At 61.2% G+C, this 22,098-nt stretch carries 15 protein-coding genes; 6 read left to right on the forward strand and 9 right to left on the reverse strand.

Annotation, left to right across the window (positions count from 1 at the left end):
* Positions 1–92 precede the first annotated feature (92 nt).
* Positions 93–752 carry a LexA family protein gene (locus BW33_RS05350; RefSeq protein ID WP_047597527.1) on the forward strand — a complete coding sequence of 220 codons (660 nt, stop codon included), beginning with the start codon at positions 93–95 and terminating at the stop codon, positions 750–752.
* A gap of 39 nt (positions 753–791) precedes the next feature.
* Here the strand turns inward: BW33_RS05350 and BW33_RS05355 are convergent, their stop codons facing one another.
* The 4 genes from BW33_RS05355 to BW33_RS05370 form a co-directional block, all read right to left on the reverse strand.
* Positions 792–2,741 (reverse strand): acetyl/propionyl/methylcrotonyl-CoA carboxylase subunit alpha, encoded by a 1,950-nt coding sequence (locus BW33_RS05355; RefSeq protein WP_047597529.1) that lies wholly within the window; start codon positions 2,739–2,741, stop codon positions 792–794.
* Positions 2,741–3,556: a gamma-carboxygeranoyl-CoA hydratase gene (locus BW33_RS05360; RefSeq protein WP_047597530.1), complete on the reverse strand. Its 816-nt coding sequence runs from the start codon at positions 3,554–3,556 to the stop codon at positions 2,741–2,743. Before BW33_RS05360 ends, BW33_RS05355 begins: the two co-directional genes overlap by 1 nt.
* Positions 3,557–3,671: 115 nt before the next feature.
* Positions 3,672–5,279, reverse strand: a complete 1,608-nt coding sequence (locus tag BW33_RS05365) for a carboxyl transferase domain-containing protein (protein ID WP_047597531.1) — start codon at positions 5,277–5,279, stop codon at positions 3,672–3,674.
* Between the two features lie 12 nt (positions 5,280–5,291).
* Positions 5,292–6,455 carry an isovaleryl-CoA dehydrogenase gene (locus tag BW33_RS05370; RefSeq protein ID WP_047597532.1) on the reverse strand — a complete coding sequence of 388 codons (1,164 nt, stop codon included), beginning with the start codon at positions 6,453–6,455 and terminating at the stop codon, positions 5,292–5,294.
* 358 nt (positions 6,456–6,813) lie between these two features.
* On the opposite strand from BW33_RS05370, the gene BW33_RS05375 reads away from it, so the two are divergent.
* Entirely contained in the window at positions 6,814–8,511 is a 1,698-nt protein-coding gene (locus BW33_RS05375) for an AMP-binding protein (protein WP_047597534.1), read from the forward strand.
* Between the two features lie 668 nt (positions 8,512–9,179).
* Here BW33_RS05375 and BW33_RS05380 read toward each other — a convergent pair.
* From BW33_RS05380 to BW33_RS05390, 3 genes are all read right to left on the reverse strand, one after another.
* Positions 9,180–10,079 (reverse strand): hydroxymethylglutaryl-CoA lyase, encoded by a 900-nt coding sequence (locus tag BW33_RS05380; RefSeq protein ID WP_047597537.1) that lies wholly within the window; start codon positions 10,077–10,079, stop codon positions 9,180–9,182.
* Between the two features lie 144 nt (positions 10,080–10,223).
* A complete protein-coding gene (locus BW33_RS05385; protein WP_047597538.1) occupies positions 10,224–10,622 on the reverse strand; it encodes a MerR family transcriptional regulator in 399 nt (132 codons plus the stop codon).
* A 178-nt stretch (positions 10,623–10,800) separates the two neighbouring features.
* A complete protein-coding gene (locus tag BW33_RS05390; protein WP_047597539.1) occupies positions 10,801–11,730 on the reverse strand; it encodes a LysR family transcriptional regulator in 930 nt (309 codons plus the stop codon).
* Between the two features lie 157 nt (positions 11,731–11,887).
* Between BW33_RS05390 and BW33_RS05395 the strand changes: the two genes are divergently transcribed.
* A complete protein-coding gene (locus BW33_RS05395; RefSeq protein ID WP_047597541.1) occupies positions 11,888–13,117 on the forward strand; it encodes an acyl-CoA dehydrogenase in 1,230 nt (409 codons plus the stop codon).
* Positions 13,118–13,248: 131 nt separating this feature from the next.
* On the opposite strand, the gene BW33_RS05400 is transcribed toward BW33_RS05395, so the two are convergent.
* Positions 13,249–14,583 carry a substrate-binding domain-containing protein gene (locus tag BW33_RS05400; protein WP_047597542.1) on the reverse strand — a complete coding sequence of 445 codons (1,335 nt, stop codon included), beginning with the start codon at positions 14,581–14,583 and terminating at the stop codon, positions 13,249–13,251.
* A 190-nt stretch (positions 14,584–14,773) separates the two neighbouring features.
* Entirely contained in the window at positions 14,774–15,586 is an 813-nt protein-coding gene (gene xthA, locus BW33_RS05405; RefSeq protein ID WP_027614628.1) for an exodeoxyribonuclease III, read from the reverse strand.
* 304 nt (positions 15,587–15,890) lie between these two features.
* On the opposite strand from xthA, the gene BW33_RS05415 reads away from it, so the two are divergent.
* The 3 genes from BW33_RS05415 (at position 15,891) to BW33_RS05425 (ending at position 22,006) form a co-directional block, all read left to right on the forward strand.
* The gene (locus BW33_RS05415) at positions 15,891–16,541 is read left to right on the forward strand and encodes a GNAT family N-acetyltransferase (RefSeq protein WP_007961094.1); all 651 of its coding nucleotides are present in this window, start codon (positions 15,891–15,893) and stop codon (positions 16,539–16,541) included.
* A gap of 66 nt (positions 16,542–16,607) precedes the next feature.
* On the forward strand, positions 16,608–18,335 hold the full coding sequence (locus BW33_RS05420) for an autotransporter assembly complex protein TamA (RefSeq protein ID WP_047597547.1): 1,728 nt from the start codon (positions 16,608–16,610) through the stop codon (positions 18,333–18,335).
* On the forward strand, positions 18,332–22,006 hold the full coding sequence (locus BW33_RS05425; protein ID WP_047597549.1) for a translocation/assembly module TamB domain-containing protein: 3,675 nt from the start codon (positions 18,332–18,334) through the stop codon (positions 22,004–22,006). The genes BW33_RS05420 and BW33_RS05425 overlap by 4 nt, the downstream gene beginning before the upstream one ends.
* Positions 22,007–22,098 lie beyond the last annotated feature (92 nt).

Here is a 22,098-nt window from a genome sequence, read left to right on the forward strand (position 1 = left end):
TCCAGCATAGTACGATGCGTAGTTGTGACCAGAATTTAAATACTACAATATGTGTTTTGCCGGCCGAAGGCGGGGAAAGTAAGGTGCCGCATATGGATAAATGGATTGAGTTGGTCAAGGCCAAAATGAGTGAACTCAAAATCACTCAAACAGAGCTCGGAGAGCGCGTCGGCATGTCCCAGGGCGGGATCGGCCATTGGCTGAACAAACGTCGCGAGCCGGGTATTACGGAAATGAACCGCGTATTGCAGGCGCTGGGAATGGACTTCCTGGAAGTGGTGCTGGTGATTCGCGAACCGCAGGAGAGCGACGATGACGAGATGCCCCTGGCGCAGAAGTACAACCCGTACTTCCGCTATCCGGTCAGCGATTGGCACACGCCGTGCGAATCGCGCGAGAGTGCAACCGCCGCTTACGCCCCGACACATGACAAGCAGCGCTTCGAACTGACGGATTATCACGCCCGTGGCGCAGCGTTCTGGCTGACAGTGACGGGAAATTCGATGACCGCACCTTCAGGCCAGAGCATCGCCGAAGGCATGCTGATCCTGGTGGATCCGGAGGCGGAAGCGCTGCCCGGCAAACTGGTGATCGCCCAGTGGCAGGGCTGCGATGAAGCGATCTTTCGCAAGCTCGACGAAGAGGGCGGCCAGCGTTACCTGGTACCGCTCAATCCGACCTGGCCCAAAGCCCTGTTCACCGATGAGTGTCGAATCATCGGCGTGGTGGTTCAGGCTACGGCGCGTTTCTAGTCAGATCGATCCTCGCTCGGCGTAGGATCGATCTCCCGTTTACACGGCTTCCAATTCAACCAAAGCGCTGCCTTCGCCGACCATTTCGCCTTCCTGGCAATACAGCGCTTTGATCACTCCCGCATGGGGCGCGCGAATGCTGTGCTCCATCTTCATCGCCTCCAGCACCACCAGTTGCGCACCGGCCTCGACCGATTGCCCGGCCTTCACCAATACCCGCACGATGCTGCCGTTCATGGGCGCAGTCAGACCGCCCTGATGGCTGTGGCTGGCGTCGACGGCGCTGATTGGGTCGAACATCTGAATACGCCGCAACTCGCCGTCCCATTGCAGGTACAGCGAATCGCCCTGACGAATGGCGCGCAAGGCACGCCGTACGCCATCGTGCTCGACGACCAATGTTTCATCCGACAGTTTGGCGTTGCCGGTGCTGCCCAAGGTCAACGCCCGATCCTGACCTTCGCAGCTCAAGTGCAAGGTGACTTCCGCCGGCAACCCCGCGCGCAAACCATTGTTCAATGCCCATGGCGAGCCCAGGTCGTCCGCTCGCACCGCGCCCGGCAGACTCTGCGCGAAAGCCTGCGCTGCGGTCTGCCAGAACTCTTCGCTCAACTCACCCGGAGCGGGCAGCAGCGTTTCCTGATAACGCGGAATAAACCCGGTATCCAGCTCCGCAGCGGCAAACGCCGGATGCGCGATGATCCGCCGCAGGAAGTTGATGTTGGTCTTCAAGCCGCCGATCGCGAACTCATCGAGCATGCTCAAAAGCCGTAGGCGCGCCTGCTCGCGATCTTCGCCCCAGGCGATCAGCTTGCCGAGCATCGGGTCGTAGAATGGCGAAATTTCATCGCCTTCTTCTACGCCGCTATCGACCCGACGCCCAGGTCCTTCAGCCGATTCACGGTACAAATCCAGGCGACCGGTAGCCGGCAGGAAATCATTCGACGGATCTTCGGCATACAGGCGCACTTCAATCGCATGGCCATTGAGCGGCACCTGATCCTGCGTGATCGGCAACGCTTCACCGCGCGCCACACGAATCTGCCATGCCACCAGATCGAGGCCGGTGATCGCTTCGGTGACCGGATGCTCGACCTGCAGGCGCGTATTCATCTCCATGAAGAAGAATTCGCCGCGCGCATCGAGCAGAAACTCCACGGTGCCGGCACCGACGTAACCGATTGCCTGCGCCGAACGCACGGCCGCTTCGCCCATGGCGCGACGCAGTTCCGCGGTCAGGCCCGGCGCCGGTGCTTCTTCGACGACTTTCTGGTGCCGACGCTGGATCGAGCAATCACGCTCGTTGAGGTAAAGGCAGTTGCCGTGCTGGTCGGCGAACACCTGGATTTCCACGTGACGCGGTTTGAGCAGGTATTTCTCCACCAGCATCCGCGAATCGCCGAACGACGACTGCGCTTCACGTTGCGCCGAAGCCAGCGCTTCGGCCAGTTGGCTGACGTCCTCGACGACTTTCATGCCTTTGCCGCCGCCACCGGCCGTGGCCTTGAGCAGCACGGGATAGCCAATGCGTGCGCAGGCATCGCGGAAGGTTTCGAGATCCTGCGCCTCGCCGTGATAGCCCGGCACTAGTGGCACACCGGCGGCTTCCATCAAGGCCTTGGCCGCCGACTTGCTGCCCATCGCGTCGATGGCCGAGGCGGGCGGGCCGAGGAAAATCAGCCCGGCCTGTTCAATGGCACGGGCGAAACCGGCGTTCTCCGACAGGAAGCCGTAACCCGGGTGAATCGCCTGTGCGCCGCTGGCCTTGGCCGCCGCGATCAGCTTGTCGATTTGCAGATAACTGTCGGCGGCTTTGCTGCCCCCGAGATCAACGCGGATATCCGCTTCGCGGCTGTGCCGCGCTTCGCGGTCGGTGGCGCTGTGCACGGCGACGGTGGTCAAGCCCAAGGCCTTTGCGGTACGCATGACCCGGCAAGCGATTTCGCCACGGTTGGCCACCAGCAGGGTAGTGAGAACAGGTGCGCTCATCAACGCGGCTCCTTGGTGGTGATTGCGGCTTGCCAGCTCGGTGCACGTTTTTGCAGAAAGGCGCGCAAGCCTTCCTGGCCTTCAGGGCTGACGCGGATTCGGGCGATGGCGTTTTCGGTGTAGCGGCGCAGGGCCGGGGTCAGGGCGCCGTTGCCGACTTCGCGTAGCAGATCCTTGCTGGCGCGCATCGCGGCGGGACTGTTGAGCAGCAGGTTGTCGATCCATTGCCCGACGGCTTGATCAAGCTCGGCGGCCGGGTAGCTCTCGGACAACAAACCGATTTCCCGCGCACGCTGCCCGCCGAAGCGCTCGGCGGTCAGCGCATACCGACGCGCCGCACGTTCGCCGATGGCTTGCACCACGAACGGACTGATCACCGCCGGCGCAAGGCCGATGCGCACTTCCGACAGACAGAATTGCGCGTCATCGGCGCCAATCGCCATGTCGCAGCAACTGATCAGCCCCAGCGCGCCGCCGAACGCCGCGCCTTGCACCACAGCCACGGTCGGGATTTTCAGCTTGGCGAGGTTGTACATCAGCTCCGCCAGCTCGCGGGCGTCGTCCAGGTTGGTGTGGTAATCGAGCTCGGCCGACTGCTGCATCCACGCCAGATCGGCACCGGCGCTGAAATGCTTGCCACGCCCGCGCACCAACAGGAAACGCAGGCTGGCGTCGCTGGCAACCTTGTCCAGTGCGAGAATCAGTTCGCGGATCATTTCGGCGTTGAACGCGTTGTTCTTTTCCGCACGGTTGAGCCACAGGGTGGCGAAACCCCGTGGGTCGTTGTGCAGTTCGAGGGTGTTGAAGTCGCTCATATTCATCCGTCTCCACGGTTCTTGTGGGAGCTGCCTGTGGGCCTGGATTACGATTGCTGCGCAATCGAACGGGAGCAAGCTCCCTCGCCACACAGGCTCGTTCCCACAAAAAGCATCACATCCGGAACACGCCGAAGCGGCTCGGTTCGATAGGCGCGTTCAACGACGCGGACAAGGCCAGGCCCAGCACATCGCGGGTCTGCGCCGGGTCGATGACACCGTCGTCCCACAGTCGTGCGCTGGAGTAGTAGGGATGACCCTGCTCTTCGTACTGATCGAGGATCGGTTGCTTGATCTCGGCTTCCTGCGCGGCGCTGAAGTCCTGGCCGCTGCGTTCGGCCTGCTCGCGCTTGACCTGCACCAGCACGCCCGCGGCCTGCTCGGCGCCCATCACGCCGATGCGCGCATTCGGCCACATCCACAGGAAGCGCGGATCGTAAGCGCGCCCGCACATCCCGTAGTTACCGGCGCCGAAGCTGCCACCGATGATCACGGTGAATTTCGGCACCTTGGCGCAGGCCACGGCGGTCACCAGTTTCGCGCCGTGCTTGGCGATGCCGCCGGCCTCGTATTTCTGGCCGACCATGAACCCGGTGATGTTCTGCAGGAACAGCAGCGGAATGCCGCGCTGGCAGGCCAGTTCGATGAAGTGCGCGCCTTTTTGCGCGGCTTCGGCGAAGAGGATGCCGTTGTTGGCGAGGATCGCGATCGGGTAGCCGTGCAGGTGCGCAAAACCGCAGACCAGCGTGGTGCCGAACAGCGCCTTGAATTCATCGAACACCGAACCGTCGACCAGCCGCGCAATCACTTCGCGCACGTCGAACGGCTGTTTGGCGTCGGCTGAAACCACGCCATACAACTCGTCGCTGGCGTACAGCGGCGCAATCGGCGTGCGCTGCTGCACTTCACCGAGCTTGCGCCAGTTGAGGTTGGCGACGCTTCGGCGGGCGAGGGCGAGGGCGTGTTCGTCGCTCTCGGCGTAATGGTCAGCCACGCCGGAAATCTTGCAGTGCACATCCGCACCGCCGAGGTCTTCCGCGCTGACCACTTCTCCGGTCGCGGCTTTTACCAACGGTGGGCCGGCGAGGAAAATCGTTGCCTGATTGCGCACCATGATCGCTTCGTCCGCCATCGCCGGCACATAGGCGCCACCCGCGGTGCACGAACCCATGACCACGGCGATCTGCGGAATGCCCATCGCGCTCATGTTGGCCTGGTTGAAGAAGATCCGGCCGAAGTGCTCGCGATCCGGGAACACTTCGTCCTGACGCGGCAGGTTGGCGCCGCCCGAGTCCACCAGATAGATGCACGGCAGGCGGTTCTGCTGGGCGATGGTCTGCGCGCGCAGGTGTTTTTTCACTGTCAGCGGGTAGTACGAGCCACCTTTCACCGTCGCGTCGTTGGCGACGATCATGCATTCGACGCCTTCGACCCGGCCGATCCCGGCAATCACCCCGGCGGCGGGAACGTCTTCGCCATACACCGCGTGCGCGGCGAGCTGGCTGATTTCGAGAAACGGCGAGCCCGGATCGAGCAGGCGATTGATCCGCTCACGCGGCAACAATTTACCGCGCGAGGTGTGCCGTTCCTGGGCTTTCGCGCCGCCACCCTGCGCCACTTGGGCGAGCAGGGTGTGGAGGGCGTCGACCTGTTCGAGCATCGCCGCGCTGTTGGCGGCGAACTCCGCTGAACGGGGATTGAGCTGGGTATGCAGGATAGCCATGTGCAGCTCCGTTTAGCGGGTTTCGTTGAACAGTTCGCGGCCGATCAGCATGCGGCGGATCTCACTGGTGCCGGCGCCGATTTCGTAGAGCTTGGCGTCACGCAGCAGGCGCCCGGCCGGGAATTCGTTGATGTAGCCGTTGCCGCCGAGAATCTGGATCGCGTCGAGGGCCATTTGCGTGGCGCGTTCGGCGGTGTAGAGGATCACCCCGGCGGCGTCCTTGCGCGTGGTTTCGCCACGCTCGCAGGCTTGCGCCACCGCGTACAGATAGGCGCGGCTGGCGTTGAGCTGGGTGTACATGTCGGCGACTTTGCCCTGGATCAGCTGGAATTCGCCGATGCTCTGACCGAATTGCTTGCGGTCGTGGATATACGGCACGATCAGGTCCATGCACGACTGCATGATCCCGGTCGGGCCGCCGGACAGTACGACGCGTTCGTAATCGAGACCGCTCATCAGCACTTTCACGCCGCCGTTGAGCGCGCCGAGGATGTTTTCTTCCGGTACTTCGACGTCATCGAAGAACAGTTCACAGGTGTTGGAGCCGCGCATGCCGAGCTTGTCGAACTTGTTGCTGCGGCTGAAGCCTTTCCAGTCGCGCTCGACGATGAACGCGGTGATGCCGTGCGGGCCTTTTTCCAGGTCGGTCTTGGCGTAGATCACGTAGGTGTTGGCGTCGGGGCCGTTGGTGATCCAGGTCTTGCTGCCATTGAGGACGAAGCGGTCGCCGCGTTTGTCGGCGCGCAATTTCATCGAAACCACGTCGGAACCGGCGTTTGGTTCGCTCATGGCGAGTGCGCCGACGTGTTCGCCGCTGATCAGCTTCGGCAGGTATTGGCTTTTCTGTTGGTGGTTACCGTTGCGGTTGATCTGATTGACGCAGAGGTTGGAATGCGCACCGTAGGAAAGCGCCACCGACGCCGAGCCGCGGCTGATTTCTTCCATCGCCACCACGTGCGCCAGGTAACCCAGGCCCGCACCGCCGTACTCTTCCGGCACGGTGATACCCAGCAGGCCCATGTCACCGAATTTGCGCCACATGTCGGCCGGGAACAGGTTGTCGCGGTCGATCTGCGCGGCGCGTGGCGCGATCTGATCGGCGACGAAGGACTGAACCTGATCGCGCAGCATGTCGATGGTTTCACCGAGGGCGAAGTTCAGGGATGGGTAGCTCATGGGTCACCTTTTGGCTTTTTTGTAGGGTGGGGAGGGCGATCAAACGGCTCTCACCTTTACGTTAACGTAAGCCTGTGACGAATGGCTGTCAATGACCCTTTACGTTAACGTCAACATAGGCGAGAGTAGGACCAGTTCAGGATTGAAGCGGAGTGCTTTTGGTAGGGGCGGGCTTGTGTGGCGAGGGGATTTATCCCCGATGGTTGGCGAAGCCGACCCAAAACCTGTGAAAGCGGTTCAACAGGAAAAACTGAGGGTGCGCTTCGCACACCATCGGGGATAAATCCCCTCGCCACAGTTGGCTCCCACCTAGAGCAAAATCCCGATAAACCCACTAATAAAGACAATAGGGGTCGTCATGGATCAACCCAGTGCAAACCCGCAGCGCAGCTACACCCGAGGCTCCCAGGACAAAGCCTTGCTGGCGATGACCATCGGGCAGAAGTTCGATCAGACGGTGGCGCAATACCCGGACGGTGAAGCGCTGGTCGTGAGGCATCAGCAGTTGCGTTACACCTGGCGGCAACTGGCCGATAGCGTCGATCTGCACGCCAGAGCCTTGCTGGCGCTGGGTTTGCAGGCAGGGGATCGGCTCGGTATCTGGGCACCGAACTGTGCGCAGTGGTGCATCACGCAAATCGCCACGGCGAAGCTCGGCGTGATCCTGGTCAACATCAACCCGGCCTACCGCAGTTCCGAACTGGAATACGTGCTCAAGCAGTCCGGTTGCCAGTGGCTGGTCTGCGCCGGGGCGTTCAAATCCTCCAACTACCACGCCATGCTGCAAGGGCTGGTGCCGGAGCTCTCCGAGCAATCCATCGGCCCGTTGCGCAGCGAACGTCTGCCGGATTTGCGGGGGGTGATCAGCCTCGACGCACAGCCGCCGTCGGGTTTCCTGCCGTGGTCGCAACTGGCCGATCTGGCGAGCAGTGTTTCGCCCGAACAATTGTGTGAACGCAGCGAAAGCCTGCACTTCGATCAACCGGTGAACATCCAGTACACCTCCGGCACCACCGGTTTCCCCAAAGGCGCGACCCTCAGTCACTACAACATCCTCAACAACGGTTACATGGTCGGCGAAAGCATCGGCCTGACCCCGAGCGACCGCCTGGTGATCCCGGTGCCGCTGTACCACTGCTTCGGCATGGTCATGGGTAACCTCGGCTGCATCACCCACGCCAGCACGATGATTTATCCCAACGACGCGTTCGATCCGTTACTGACCCTGCAAACCGTCGCCGAAGAACAAGCCACCGGCCTGTACGGCGTGCCGACCATGTTCATCGCCATGCTCGATCAACCGCGGCGGGGCGAATTCGATCTGTCGAGCCTGCGCACCGGGATCATGGCCGGCGCCACGTGCCCGATCGAGGTGATGCGCCGGGTCATCAGTGAGATGCACATGAGCGAAGTGCAAATAGCCTATGGCATGACCGAAACCAGTCCGGTGTCGTTGCAAACCGGGCCAAACGATGAGCTGGAACTGCGCGTGACCACCGTCGGTCGCACCCAGCCGCAACTGGAAAGCAAGATCATCGACGAGGCGGGCAACCTGGTGCCGCGCGGCACCATCGGTGAACTGTGCACCCGTGGTTACAGCGTGATGCTCGGTTACTGGAGCAACCCGCAAGCCACGGCCGAAGCCATCGACGAGGCGGGCTGGATGCACACCGGCGATCTGGCGAGCATGAACGATGAGGGTTACGTGAACATCGCCGGACGTAACAAGGACATGATCATCCGCGGCGGCGAGAACATTTACCCGCGTGAGCTGGAAGAGTTTTTCTTCACCCACCCGGCGGTGGCGGACGTGCAGGTGATCGGCATTCCGTGTTCGCGTTACGGCGAAGAAATCGTCGCCTGGATCAAATTCCATCCCGGTCACAGTGTCACCGAACAAGCGCTGCAAGCGTGGTGCAAGGAGCGCATTGCCCACTTCAAGACGCCGCGTCATTTCAAGTTCGTCGAAGAATTTCCGATGACGGTGACGGGCAAGATCCAGAAATTCCGGATGCGTGAAATCAGTATCGAGGAGCTCCGCGAAAAGCAGGCCTGACGACGTTCAAATGTAGGAGTGAGCCTGCTCGCGATAGCGGTGTATCAGTCAATATTTGCATCGACTGACACACCGCTATCGCGAGCAGGCTCACTCCTACAAGGGGGCGGCGGGGAATTCGGGAATCACAGAAAGCACAAAGGGGAGCCGAAGCTCCCCTTTAATTTTGTCGTCGCGTGCTCTTTTTTATTATTGAGGGGCGGTCTGTTGTTGTTTTTGGCAACCGTGGCCCTTTACCGCTGTTTTTGGCGACCCCCATCCGGGGTCAAGAGCAAACGTATTTTTTTGAGCGCTGATCTGCTTTCTCGTTAAACGATCCAACCGATTCGGGAGCTACCTGAAGGTAGTTTTATTGTTCTCTGCCCGGTTGCGGGTCACTCCTGAGAGCACCCTGAAAAGCACACCTTCTCCAAAAAAATCTGTTAGCTGCGTCTCTGCCGTGTTGTTTTTGTTATGTCAGAGTCGGTACGTCTTATTTTTATTGGTTTGCTGCTTTTTATTCTTGTTATGCCATAGAGATAGCAGAAGCCATGCCAACTTTTTAAAATCCTTTTAAATCAATGGCTTGAGATTTTTGAAGGATTTTTCCTTCAGGGCAAACCAGACAATTTGTTTCCGTGTTACTCGTCTACGCCCACGTTTCCGACGCAGCGGTAACACCTTCGCTCTTACTGGGCGTTACGGGCCTTGGCCACACGCGAACCGCTCGGGCGACCGAGCACCGCGCTGATCTGCTGACCCGCTGCAATCAGGGCGTCCAGGTCGATACCGGTCTCGATACCCAGACCATTGAGCAGGTACACCACGTCTTCGGTGGCGACGTTACCGCTCGCGCCTTTGGCGTACGGGCAGCCGCCGAGGCCGGCGATAGAGCTGTCGAACACCGCGATGCCTTCCAGCAGGCTGGCATAGATGTTGGCCATCGCCTGGCCGTAGGTGTCGTGGAAGTGCCCCGCGAGTTTTTCCCGTGGCACCTGCGCCGACACCACTTCGAACAACCGCCGGGTCGCGCCGGCGGTGCCGGTGCCGATGGTGTCGCCGAGGGACACTTCGTAGCAGCCCATCGCATACAACTCGCGCGCGACCATCGCCACTTGTTCCGGCGCGACCTTGCCTTCATAAGGGCAGCCGAGCACGCAGGACACGTAACCGCGCACGGTAACGCCATGCTGTTTCGCCGCTTCCATGATCGGTGCGAAGCGCGCCAGGCTTTCGCTGATCGAGCAATTGATGTTGCGCTGCGAGAACGCCTCGGACGCGGCGGCGAACACCGCCACTTCTTTCACACCGGCAGCCAGCGCGTCTTCAAAGCCGCGCAGGTTCGGCGCCAGTGCGCCGTAGGTCACGCCGGGTTTGCGCTGGATCTGCGCGAACACTTCGGCGGAACCGGCCATCTGCGGCACCCATTTCGGCGAGACGAAACTGCCGACTTCGATATAGCCAAGGCCGGCGGCGCTCAGGGCGTCGACCAGTTGCACCTTGTCAGCCACGCTGATCGGTTGGGCTTCGTTCTGCAAGCCATCGCGCGGGCCGACTTCGATCAGGCGTACTTGGGAGGGGAGGGACATGGGATTGACCTGCTCTTCTGGATTCGAGGAGATCCCCTGCAGGGATGAGCCTGCTCGCGATAGCGGTGAGTCAGACAATATTTGCTCGACTCACACACCGCTATCGCGAGCAGGCTCACTCCTACAAGGGATTTGTGTTGTTTGCTAGCTCGCCTGCTGGCTCTTCAGCGTCTGCTCCAACGCCTGCACGCAGCGCTCTTCAGCGGTGTCGAGTTCCAGCTTCATCTGTTCGATGTCGAGTAACTGCTGCTCAAGTTGTGCGCGGCGCTCGCTGATTTTTGCCAGCATGCTGTTGAGCTGTTTGGTGTTACCGCTGGACGGGTCGTAGAGCTCGATCAACTCCCGGCATTCGGCCAGCGAGAAACCGATGCGCTTGCCGCGCAGGATCAGCTTCAGGCTGACCTTGTCGCGCGGCGAGTAGATGCGTTCCTGGCCACGGCGCTCAGGGCTGAGCAGGCCTTGTTCTTCATAAAAGCGGATCGCCCGGGTGGTGATGTCCAGCTCGCGGGCGAGGTCGGAAATGCTGTAGGTCTGGCTGCTCATGAAAGCGCTCGGAAAAAGGTCTTGGCGCTAAGCTAATGGCGAGTTGACGTTTACGTCAAGCAAGATGATCTGCGGTGTTCTTGTGGGCCTCATCGCGAGCAGGCTCACGCCTACAATTGAAACGCGGTCGTATGTAGGAGTGAGCCTGCTCGCGATGCCAGCGATTCGGTGCAAAGACTTACACCTTGTCGAGCTTCTTCTCCTGCGCCGTCACCTGCTGGCACAACTCGATGATCTGCTCGCGCATCCAGCGATTGGCCGGGTCCTGGTCGGTGCTCTCATGCCAATACAGGTGAGTCTCCAGTGGCGGCACGTCGTTGACCGGCAGGTTGAACGCATGCAAGTCATTACGCCGGGCAAACCGCTCGGGCACTGTCATCACCATGTCGGTCTGCTGCATGACCTGCGACGCCATCAGATAATGCTGCGAGCGCAGGGCGATCTTGCGCTGAATGCCCATTTTGCCCAGCGCCAGATCCACATAGCCCAGACCGCTGCGGCGGCTGGAGATATGGATGTGAGTCAGCGACAGGTAATCGTCGAGGCTGAGCTTTTCCTTGCCCGCCAGCGGATGACCCTTGCGCATTGCACAGACGTAACGGTCTTCCATCAGCTTGACGTGACGCACCTGCGGGTCAGTGTTGAGCGGCGCATCGACGGCGAAATCCAGACGCCCGGCCGCCAGTTCCTTGGTGGTCTCGCGGCGTTTGGACAGGAAACTCTCGATGATCACCGTCGGCGCCAGACGCCGCAAACGCTGGAACAGCGGCGGCAGAATCACTGCCTCAGTGAGGTCGGTCATACTGATGCGGTAAGTCTTCGCCGCCTGCGCCGGGTTGAAAATCCGGCTCTCCTGCACCGACACCCGCAGCAGCGACAGCGCGTTGCGTACCGGGCCGATGATGTTCTGTGCCATCGGTGTTGGCACCATGCCTTGGGCGGTGCGCACGAACAGTGGATCGTTGAAGGTCTCGCGCAACCGCGCCAGCGCGTTGGACACCGCCGGTTGGGTAATTCCGACAATCTGCCCGGCGCGGGTCAGGTTGGCTTCGGTGTAGATCGCGTCGAAGACGATGAAAAGGTTGAGGTCGACCTTACTCAGATTCATTACGCGGCTTCTCTTGTTCTGTGGGCTGACGATCAGCGGATCATATATCGGTGATGAATGTTTATACACGCCGAGAATAGGCTAGGTAAATTATCCGCGCTGTTCTAGCATCGATTGCATGATCTGAACAACCTCTGCCCAAAGAAGGTAATTGCTCATGGATTTCGCTTATTCGCCCAAGGTGCAGGAACTGCGTGAGCGCGTGACCGCGTTCATGGACACTTACGTTTACCCGGCCGAAGCCGTGTTCGAACGCCAGGTTGCCGAGGGCGATCGCTGGCAGCCGACCGCGATCATGGAAGAGCTCAAAGCCAAGGCCAAGGCCGAAGGCCTGTGGAATCTGTTCCTGCCTGAGTCGGAACTCGGCGCCGGGCTGACCAACCTTGAATACGCACCGCTGGCAGAAATCATGGGCCGCTCGCTGCTGGGGCCGGAGCCGTTCAACTGCTCGGCACCGGACACCGGCAACATGGAAGTGCTGGTGCGCTACGCCAATGAAGAGCAGAAACAGCGCTGGCTCGAACCGCTGCTGCGCGGCGAGATCCGTTCGGCGTTCGCCATGACCGAGCCGGACGTGGCCTCGTCCGACGCCACCAACATGGCCGCCCGCGCCGTGCGTGATGGCGACGAGTGGGTGATCAACGGCAAGAAGTGGTGGACCTCCGGCGCCTGCGATCCGCGCTGCAAGATCCTGATCTTCATGGGCCTGAGCAATCCCGACGCGCCGCGCCATGCGCAGCACTCGATGATCCTGGTGCCGGTCGACACCCCCGGGGTGAAAATCGTTCGTCCGCTGCCGGTGTTCGGCTACGACGATGCACCGCACGGCCACGCCGAAGTGCTGTTCGACAACGTGCGCGTGCCGTACGAAAACGTCCTGCTCGGTGAAGGCCGCGGCTTCGAAATCGCTCAGGGTCGCCTTGGCCCGGGGCGGATTCACCACTGCATGCGTTCGATCGGCATGGCTGAACGCGCACTGGAATTGATGTGCAAGCGTTCGGTGAGCCGCACCGCGTTCGGCAAACCGCTGGCGCGTCTGGGCGGCAACGTCGACAAGATTGCCGACTCGCGGATGGAAATCGACATGGCGCGCCTGCTGACCCTGAAAGCGGCGTACATGATGGACACCGTCGGCAACAAAGTGGCGAAGAGCGAGATCGCGCAGATCAAGGTTGTCGCACCGAACGTGGCCCTGCGGGTGATCGACCGGGCGATCCAGATCCACGGCGGGGCCGGGGTTTCCAACGATTTCCCGCTGGCCTACATGTACGCCATGCAGCGCACCCTGCGCCTGGCCGACGGCCCGGACGAAGTGCACCGCGCGGCGATCGGCAAGTTCGAGATCGGCAAGTACGTGCCGAAGGAGATGTTGCGTAACGGTCATTAAGACCGCGTCGCCGGCTTCGCGAGCAGGCTCGCTCCCACATTAAACCGCATACCAAATGGAAGAATGCGATCAAAAGTGGGAGCGAGCCTGCTCGCGAAAGGGCCCATGCATCCAGCACACCTGCATCAGATTCAATACACCCAAACCTCAACCCGCCGATTCTTGATCCTGCCTTCATCCGCGCTGTTCGTCGCCACCGGCATCAACGCGCCAAACCCGCGCACCTCGCGCAGCACCACGCCGTTCTTCACCAGCTCGCGACGCACCGCCATCGCCCGCAGTTTCGACAGCAGGTCAGCGCGTGCCGGATCGTCTTTCTCGTCGCCAAACCCCACCAGCGTCACCGCGCGCTCGGTCTTGTCGTGGCGCTGTATATAGTCGAGCACCCGCGCCAGATCCTGCCGTGCCTTGTTGTCGAGACTGGCGCTGCCTTCCTCAAAGCGGAAGTTCACTGTCAGACGCTGGGCGTGGCGGCTGAGGGATTGATAACCCTCGGGCATCAGCGCATTCGGGATGACGGTCATTGCATTCACGGTCTGGCTGATGAAGCCGTTGGCCGCGACAATCTTCTGGCCCTGTGGGCTTTGCGCAAACGCCACCAATGCCGATGCCCACGGATTCTGGTTGCTGGGCGGCAGATAAAAGAACAGGCGCCGGGACAGCGGATAGTCCTCAGTGGCAATCAGGCTGTTGAGCGGCAACATCGATTGCGATGCGCCGTCGGCGATGGCCACGGCTTTGGCCTGGCGCACATACGGCAGACCGATGAAACCGATACCCTGCGGATCACTGCTCACCGCGTCGGACAATTGCTCGCTGGATTCGAAGCGTTTCGCACTGGAACTCAGACTTTTCCCACGCCGACCCAACACCAATTCCTTGAACGTGTCGTAAGTGCCGGACTGATCATCCCGCGCATATAAATGAATCGCGCCGCCGCGACCGCCGAGGTCTTCCCAGGTTTTCACCTCACCGCTGAAGATCCGCGCCAGTTGCTCGGTGTCCAGTTGCTGCAGTGGGTTGCCGGGGTGAAGGATGATCGCCAGGCCGTCGATGGCAATCACCTGCTCGGCGGCGGCGCTTTTCAGGTCGCCCAGCGCTTGCAGGCTGAGCAGTTCGCTGTCCTTGATCGGGCGGGAAGAAGCGGCGAGGTCGGCACTGGCGCTTTTCAGCGCGGTGAACCCGGTGCTGGAACCGTGGGCGGCGACTTCAATCACCACCCGTTTGCCTTGGGCGGTCTGGCCGACGATGTGTTGTTCGTTGGCGGTATCGGGGTTTTCGCGGTGAATTTTCAGCAGACCCTGATCCTGCAGAAAACCTTCGACCAGCGCCGGGCCGAGATCGGCGCCAATGGTGTTGGAACCCTGAATGCGCAATGCCGGGCCGTGTTCGGGGATGGGCAGGGTGGCGGCACCGGCCGTCAGCCATGCACTCGACAGAAAAGCGAACAGAACACGCAGGGTCATGCCGGCACCGAATCAAGCCAAGGGGATTGCCGGGGAGATTAAGTCAGGCGCATGACCAAAACATGACAGATCAAAAGATCGTCCGAACGCGGCCCGAACCTGTGGCAGCTCCTACAGGAAAACGCGTTCCAATGTAGGAGCTGCGGCAGGTTCGGGCCGCGTTCGGACGATCTTCTGATCTTGACGTATATCAGCTCAGTTCAAGCCAGATCGGCGCATGATCCGACGGCTTTTCCATGCCGCGCAGTTCATAGTCCACGCCCGCATCCTTCACCCGCGGCAGCAAGCCATGGGAGGCGAGGATCACGTCGATGCGCAGCCCGCGCTTCGGTTCGTCTTCAAACCCGCGGCTGCGATAGTCGAACCAACTGAACATGTCGGTCACGTCCGGGTTCAGGTGGCGGTAGCTGTCGGTCAGGCCCCAGTTTTTCAGGCGGGCCATCCATTCGCGTTCTTCCGGCAGGAAGCTGCATTTGCCGGTTTTCAGCCAGCGCTTCATGTTGTCCGGGCCAATGCCGATGTCGCAGTCTTCCGGGGAAATGTTCACATCGCCCATCACCACCAGCGGCTGCTCGTTGTGGAACTGGCTTTCCAGCAGGGTTTGCAGGTCGCTGTAAAAGCGTTGCTTGGCCGGAAACTTGGTCGGATGGTCGCGGCTTTCGCCCTGCGGGAAGTAGCCGTTCATGATGGTCACCGGCACGCCATTGGCGTCGGCGAAGGTGCCCCAGATAAAGCGGCGCTGTGCGTCTTCTTCATCGCTGGCGAAACCTTTGTGGATCGCAATCGGCTCTTTGCGCGACAGCAGCGCGACGCCGTAATGGCCTTTCTGGCCGTGGAAATAAACGTGATAGCCCAGCGCACGCACTTCTTCCAGCGGGAACTGGTCGTCGTGGACCTTGGTTTCCTGCAGGCCGATCACGTCCGGCTGGTGCTTTTCGATCAGCGCTGCCAGCTGATGCGGACGAGCGCGCAGTCCGTTGATGTTGAAGGAAACAATCTTCATGGTCGGCAGTCCTGGCAAAAGGGCGATGCTAGCTGACATGTGGGATGGGGGCCAGTGTGGGGTGGGAGAAATCATTTTCATCTGTGGGATGTGTGGTGCCCGAGCTGACGCCATCGCGAGCAGGCTCGCTCCCACAATTGGAATGCGTACCCCCTGTAGGAGTGAGCCTGCTCGCGATGGCGGCCGCCCAGTCGATGAAGATCCCCAGTTGGTCTATACCTGTGGGGAACTGCGCCACCCGCAAAAGGTTCGTACCATCAAGAGCGCAGTCATTTGAGCCGCGCCCCGGGGGAGAATCACCGTCATGCCTGAAACCCAGACCGCCATCGCCGACATCCACATGCTCGACCGCGGTTATTCGCGCGAAGCCCGATCGCTGCTGTATCAGGCCTATCGCCACGAGCCGACCTTCGGTTACCTGTTCGAGGCCGAGCGGCCGGGCTACGAGCAGCGCGTGCGGGCCACGGTGCGCGAGCTGGTCAAACAGCATTTTCTGCAGGATCAGCCGGCCATCGGTCTGTTGGTCAATGACCGCCTGATCGGCATCGCCCTGATCGCGCCGCCGCAGCGCCGCCTGGGCATCACCGAGAGTTGGGCATGGCGCCTGCGCATGGTGCTCAGCACCGGATTCCGCTGCACTCGGCGCTATCTGGAATACCACGATGCGGTGGCCGCCTGTGTGCCCAGCGATTCGGTGCACATGCTGCCGCTGCTGGGGATTCATCCGCAGTTTCAGGGCAAGCACTTCGGCGAGCAGTTGCTGACCGCCGTGCACAACTGGTGCGCGGTGGACGAAACCTCGCAAGGCGTGGTGCTCGACACCGGCAACCCGCGTTACCTGGAATTCTATAAACGCCAGGGCTATGAAGAAATCGGCGAAGTGGCCGTCGGCCCGGTGCGTGAGCACGTGTTTTTCCACGCCAATCCGCAGGTGTTACAAACTGCAACGGCTTAGCCATAGAACTTTTTCGGAAATTTCCTGTTCTATCACGCTCCCAAGCCCGTGATAGCATCCGCGCCTATGAAGTTTCCAGGAAGATTTACCAGTGGCGTGCTCATGCTGTTAACCAGCTGCGCGGCGCTGGCGCAAAGTGAATTGGACGTGCGGATCAAACCGTCCAACGACGAACTCAAGGCCAATATAGAAGGCTATATCGGCAGCCTCGGCGATCGTGATGAAGAAGCCTTGCTGCGCTTCAGTCGCGGGGCCGAGGAGCAGGCGCGCAAAGCCGCGCAAGCCTTGGGTTATTACCAGCCGCAGATCGACAGTGATGTGAAGGGCGGCGACAAGCCGCGCCTGGTGCTGAACATCGATCCCGGCGAGCCGATTCGTCTGCGCAATGTGACCATCCGCGTCGATGGCCCTGCCGCCTCCCTCAAATCCTTTCGTGTGCCGAGCAGCGACATGCTCAAGTCCGGCGCGGTGCTCAACCATGGGCGTTATGAAGATGCCAAACGCCTGATCCAGAACCAGGCCTCGCGCTTCGGTTTTTTCAGTGGCCATTTCACCAGCCAGAAGCTCCTGGTCGACCCGCGTGCCGGGGTGGCCGATGTCGAATTGATTTACGAAAGCGGCCCGCGTTATGCGCTGGGCAAAGTCAGTTTCGAGGGCGATACGCCGTTCGACGAAGACCTGCTGCAACGCATGGTGCCGTTCAAGGCCGGCGATCCGTATGACTCCGAGCTGATCGCCGAACTCAACCGCGACCTGCAATCGAGCGGCTATTTCGAAGGCGTGCGCGTCGATGCGGCGCCGACGGCGGCGAAAAACGATGTGATCCCGGTCGACGTCAAACTCGACACGCGCAAACCACGCACCATGGGCCTGGGCCTCGGTTATTCGACCGACGTCGGCCCACGGATCAAGGCCAACTGGACCCGTCACTGGGTCAACCCGCAGGGCGACAGCTACGGTTGGGAGGCCGAACTGTCGGCGCCACGGCAGAACGTCGGGCTGTTCTATGACATCCCGCTCGACCCGCCGCTGACCGACAAACTGCGTTGGGCCGGTGGTTATCAATATGAAAACATCGACGGCTCCGACACCCTCAGCAAGCTGCTGACTTTCGGCCCGGAATGGCACAGCAAGTTGCCCAGCGGCTGGCAGCGAGTGATCTCGCTGAAATGGCAGCGTGAAGAATATGAACTCGGCGACGACTCCGGCCTCAGCACCTTGTTGATGCCCGGCATCAGTTACTCGTACCTGAAAAGCGACAACCGCATCGACCCGCACAACGGCTATCGCCTGACCTTTGAAAGCAAAGTGGCGAAGGAAGGCCTCGGTTCGGACAACAACCTTTTATATGGCACGGCGTTGATCAAAGGCCTGACCACGGTGTTCGACAACCACCGCTTCCTCGGCCGGGTGCAGGTCGGCGGCAGCGCCACCAATGGTTACAACTCGGTACCGCCGTCACTGCGTTTCTTCGCCGGTGGCGATCAGAGCGTGCGCGGTTACGACTACCAGAGTCTGTCCCCGGAAAACTCCGATGGCGACCGCATCGGCGGGCGCTACATGATCGCCGGCAGCGTCGAGTACCAGTATTCGATTGCCGAGAAATGGCGGATCGCGACCTTCGTCGATCAGGGCAACTCTTTCAACAAACTCGAACTGCCGAACCTCAAGACCGGGGTCGGTATCGGTGTGCGCTGGGTCTCGCCGGTGGGGCCGATCCGCCTCGACCTGGCCCACGCGCTGGACGACGACGGCGGCATCCGCCTGCACTTTTCCATGGGGCCTGAGCTGTGAAGCGTGGTTTGAAAATAGCGGCACTGGCGTTGTTGGCGCTGGTGCTGCTGGTGGTATTGAGCATCGCAGCCGTACTCGGCACGCAGGCCGGCAGCCGTTGGGCGCTGGGCCTGGTACCGGGTTTGAGTGTGGAGAATTTCCAGGGCCGTCTCGGCGGTCAATGGAGCGCCGATCATCTGCTGTGGCAGCAGGACAGCAGCCGGGTCGAGCTGAACCGGCCGATCTTCGCCTGGTCGCCGCTGTGCCTGACGCGCATGACGCTGTGCATCGAGCAGCTCAAGGCTGATCAGGTGATCCTGCAATTTCCGCCGAGTGAGGAAACCACCGACAGCGGCCCGATCAAACTGCCGGATCTGCAACTGCCGGTGGCCATCGAACTCGGTGACGTGCAGGTCGGCAGCTTGCTGTTCAACGGCAGCGAGCAACTCAAGGGCTTGCAGCTGGCGGCGCACTGGACTGCCCAAGGGCTGCAAATTGACAGCGTGAAATTGCAGCGCGACGACCTCAGCCTGAACCTCTCCGGCCTGCTGCAACCGACTGGCAACTGGCCGCTGAATATCGCCGGTGACCTGAGCCTGCCGTCCCCAGGCGCAGGCCCCTGGACACTGGCGTTGAAAGTCGACGGCGATCTGCTGAAAACCCTCAACCTGCATGCCGACAGCCACGGTTACCTCGACGGCCAGTTGAGCGGCGAGCTGCAACCGCTGGCGGAAAATCTGCCGGCCAAGGTGCGCATCACCTCCGAGGCGTTCAAACCCAGCGCCGATCTGCCGGACACCCTGCAACTCAATCAACTGGTCTTGACCGGCGAAGGTGACCTGAAAAACGGTTACCAGTTAAACGGCAATGCCACGCTGCCTGCCGATAAAGGCCCGGTGGCGTTGCTGCTCAAAGGCAAGGTCGATGCCAGCGGCGCGCAGATCGCCGGCCTCGACCTGAGTGCCAATGACAAGCAAAGCCTGAAACTCACCGGCAGCGTTGACTGGAGCAAGGGCCTCACGGCTCAGGCCAACATCAACTGGCAGGACTTTCCGTGGCATCGGCTCTATAACGAAATCGACGAGCCGCAAGTCGCGTTGCGCACCTTCACTGGCGAAGTCTCCTACACCGACGGTCAGTACCTCGGTAACTTCGCCGCCGACCTCGATGGCCCGGCGGGGGCGTTCAGCCTGAGCAGTCCGTTCAGCGGCAGCCTGAAGCAGATCGCCTTGCCGCAACTGAAGATGCAAGCCGGGCAGGGCAAGGCTGAAGGGCATGTCAATGTGCAGTTCGCCGATGGCATCGCCTGGGACACCGCGCTGGATCTCTCTGCGCTCAACCCGGCGTACTGGGTTGCGGAGTTGCCGGGCACCCTGGCCGGGCTGTTGCGCAGCAAAGGCGAAATGAAGAACGAACGCCTGAGCCTGACGGCTGACCTCGACCTCAAAGGCAAGCTGCGCGGCCAACCGGCGATTCTCCAGGCCAAGGCTGATGGTGCCGGCGAGCAATGGAACCTCAACGCCCTGCAAATCCGCCTCGGTGACAACAGCATCAGCGGCAAGGGCAGCCTGCAACAGAAACTCACCGGCCAGATCGACATCAAACTGACGCGTCTGGCCCAACTCTGGCCGCAGCTGCGCGGGCAGGTCACGGGGCAGTTCAACGTGGCCGGCACGCTGAAAGCGCCGCAAGGCAAACTCGGCCTGCAAGGTTCGCAACTGGCCTTCCAGGATAATCGTCTGCAAAGCATCAACCTCGATGCCACGCTCGACAGTGCGCAACGAGCGAAGATCGACCTCAAGGGCAGCGGCATTCAGGCCGGCGACACCAACCTCGGCGTATTGACCGCCAGCGCGCAGGGCGACATCAAGAGCCAGAAACTCAACCTCGACCTGCTCGGGCCGAAGCTGAAACTGGCCCTCGGCCTGGACGGCAATCTGGACAAGGGCAACTGGCGCGGCCGTCTGGCCAGCGGCGATATTCAGGCCGGCGGCCAGGACTGGAAACTGCAGAACCCGGCCAAACTCGAACGCCTCGCTGACGGCAAGATCAACTTCGGCGCGCACTGCTGGATGTCCGGCAATGCCAGCCTGTGCGGTGAAGATCAGCGGCTGCTGCCCGAGCCGAAACTGCGCTACCACCTCAAGCAGTTCCCGATCGAAAGCCTCGCACAATGGCTACCGAAAGACTTCGCCTGGCAGGGCAAACTCAACGCCGACCTGCAACTGGATCTGCCGGCCAGTGGCCCGAACGGCGTAGTCAGCATCGACGCCAGCGGCGGCACTTTGCGCATGAAGGAAAAGGATCAGTGGCTGGACTTCCCGTACCAGACCCTGAAGCTCACCAGCAAACTCACACCCAAGCGCATCGACACAGACCTCAACTTCGTCGGCGGCAAACTCGGCGAACTGATGGTGCAGGCACAGCTCAATCCGCTGCCGAAAAACAAACCGCTGAGCGGCTCGTTCCGTCTCTCCGGACTGGATCTGTCGGTGGCGCGGCCATTTGTGCCGATGGTCGAGAAACTCACCGGGCGCCTCAACGGCAGCGGCACGATTTCCGGCGCACTGCTGGCGCCGCTGGTCAACGGCACGGTGAAGCTCAGTGACGGCGAAGTCTCCGGCGCCGAGCTGCCGATGGAACTCAAAGACCTGCAACTGCAGGCGGTGATTGCCGGTGAATCGGTGCGTCTGGACGGCGGCTGGAACAGCGGCAAGACCGGCCAGGGCAGCCTCAATGGCAACGTCGCGTGGGGGCAGGCGCTGATAGTCGATCTGGCGCTCAAGGGCACGCAATTGCCGGTTACCGTCGAGCCGTACGCCAAGCTCGAAGTGGCGCCGGACCTGAAAATTTCCATGGCCGGCGATGAGCTGAAAATTGCCGGCAAGGTGCTGGTGCCGCGAGGCGAAATCACCGTGCGTGAACTGCCGCCATCGACGGTAAAGGTTTCCGACGACACGATCATCGTTGGCGCGCAGACCGAAGAGGGCAAACCACCGATGGCCATGAAAATGGACATCGACGTGGCGGTCGGCGAAGACAAACTGAGCTTCGCCGGTTTCGGCCTGACCGCCAACCTGCAAGGTCACGTGCACATCGGCGACAACATGGACACCCGTGGCGAGCTCTGGCTCAACGACGGCCGTTACCGCGCCTACGGCCAGCGCCTGAACGTGCGTCGTGCGCGTCTGCTGTTTGCCGGCCCGATCGATCAGCCGTATCTGGACATCGAAGCGATTCGCCAGACCGACGACGTGATCGCCGGTATCCGCCTGAGCGGCAGCGCCGAGCAACCGACCACGCAAATCTTCTCCGAACCGGCCATGAGTCAGGAGCAGGCGTTGTCGTATCTGGTGCTCGGGCGTCCGCTGAGCACCAACGGCGAAGACAACAACATGCTCGCGCAAGCAGCCTTGGGTCTGGGCTTGATGGGCAGTTCCGGGGTTACCAGCGGCCTGGCCAAAGACCTGGGGATTCAGGACTTCCAGCTCGACACCCAGGGCAGCGGCAACACCACCAGCGTGGTCGCCAGCGGCAATATCTCCGAGAAACTCAGCCTGCGTTATGGCGTCGGCGTGTTCGAACCAGCCAACACCATCGCGCTGCGTTACAAGCTGAGCAAGAAGGTTTATGTCGAGGCGGCCAGCGGTGTCGCCAGTTCGCTGGATATCTTCTATAAGCGCGATTTCTGAAGACGTGGCCAATAACCGGGTCGTGACGCTGCGATCCGGTTTTTCCAGGATGTATTAGACTCATCGAACCCTCAAAACCTTGCCGGTTGCGC

The organism is Pseudomonas sp. RIT288 (genome assembly GCF_000631985.1).
GTDB lineage: Bacteria > Pseudomonadota > Gammaproteobacteria > Pseudomonadales > Pseudomonadaceae > Aquipseudomonas.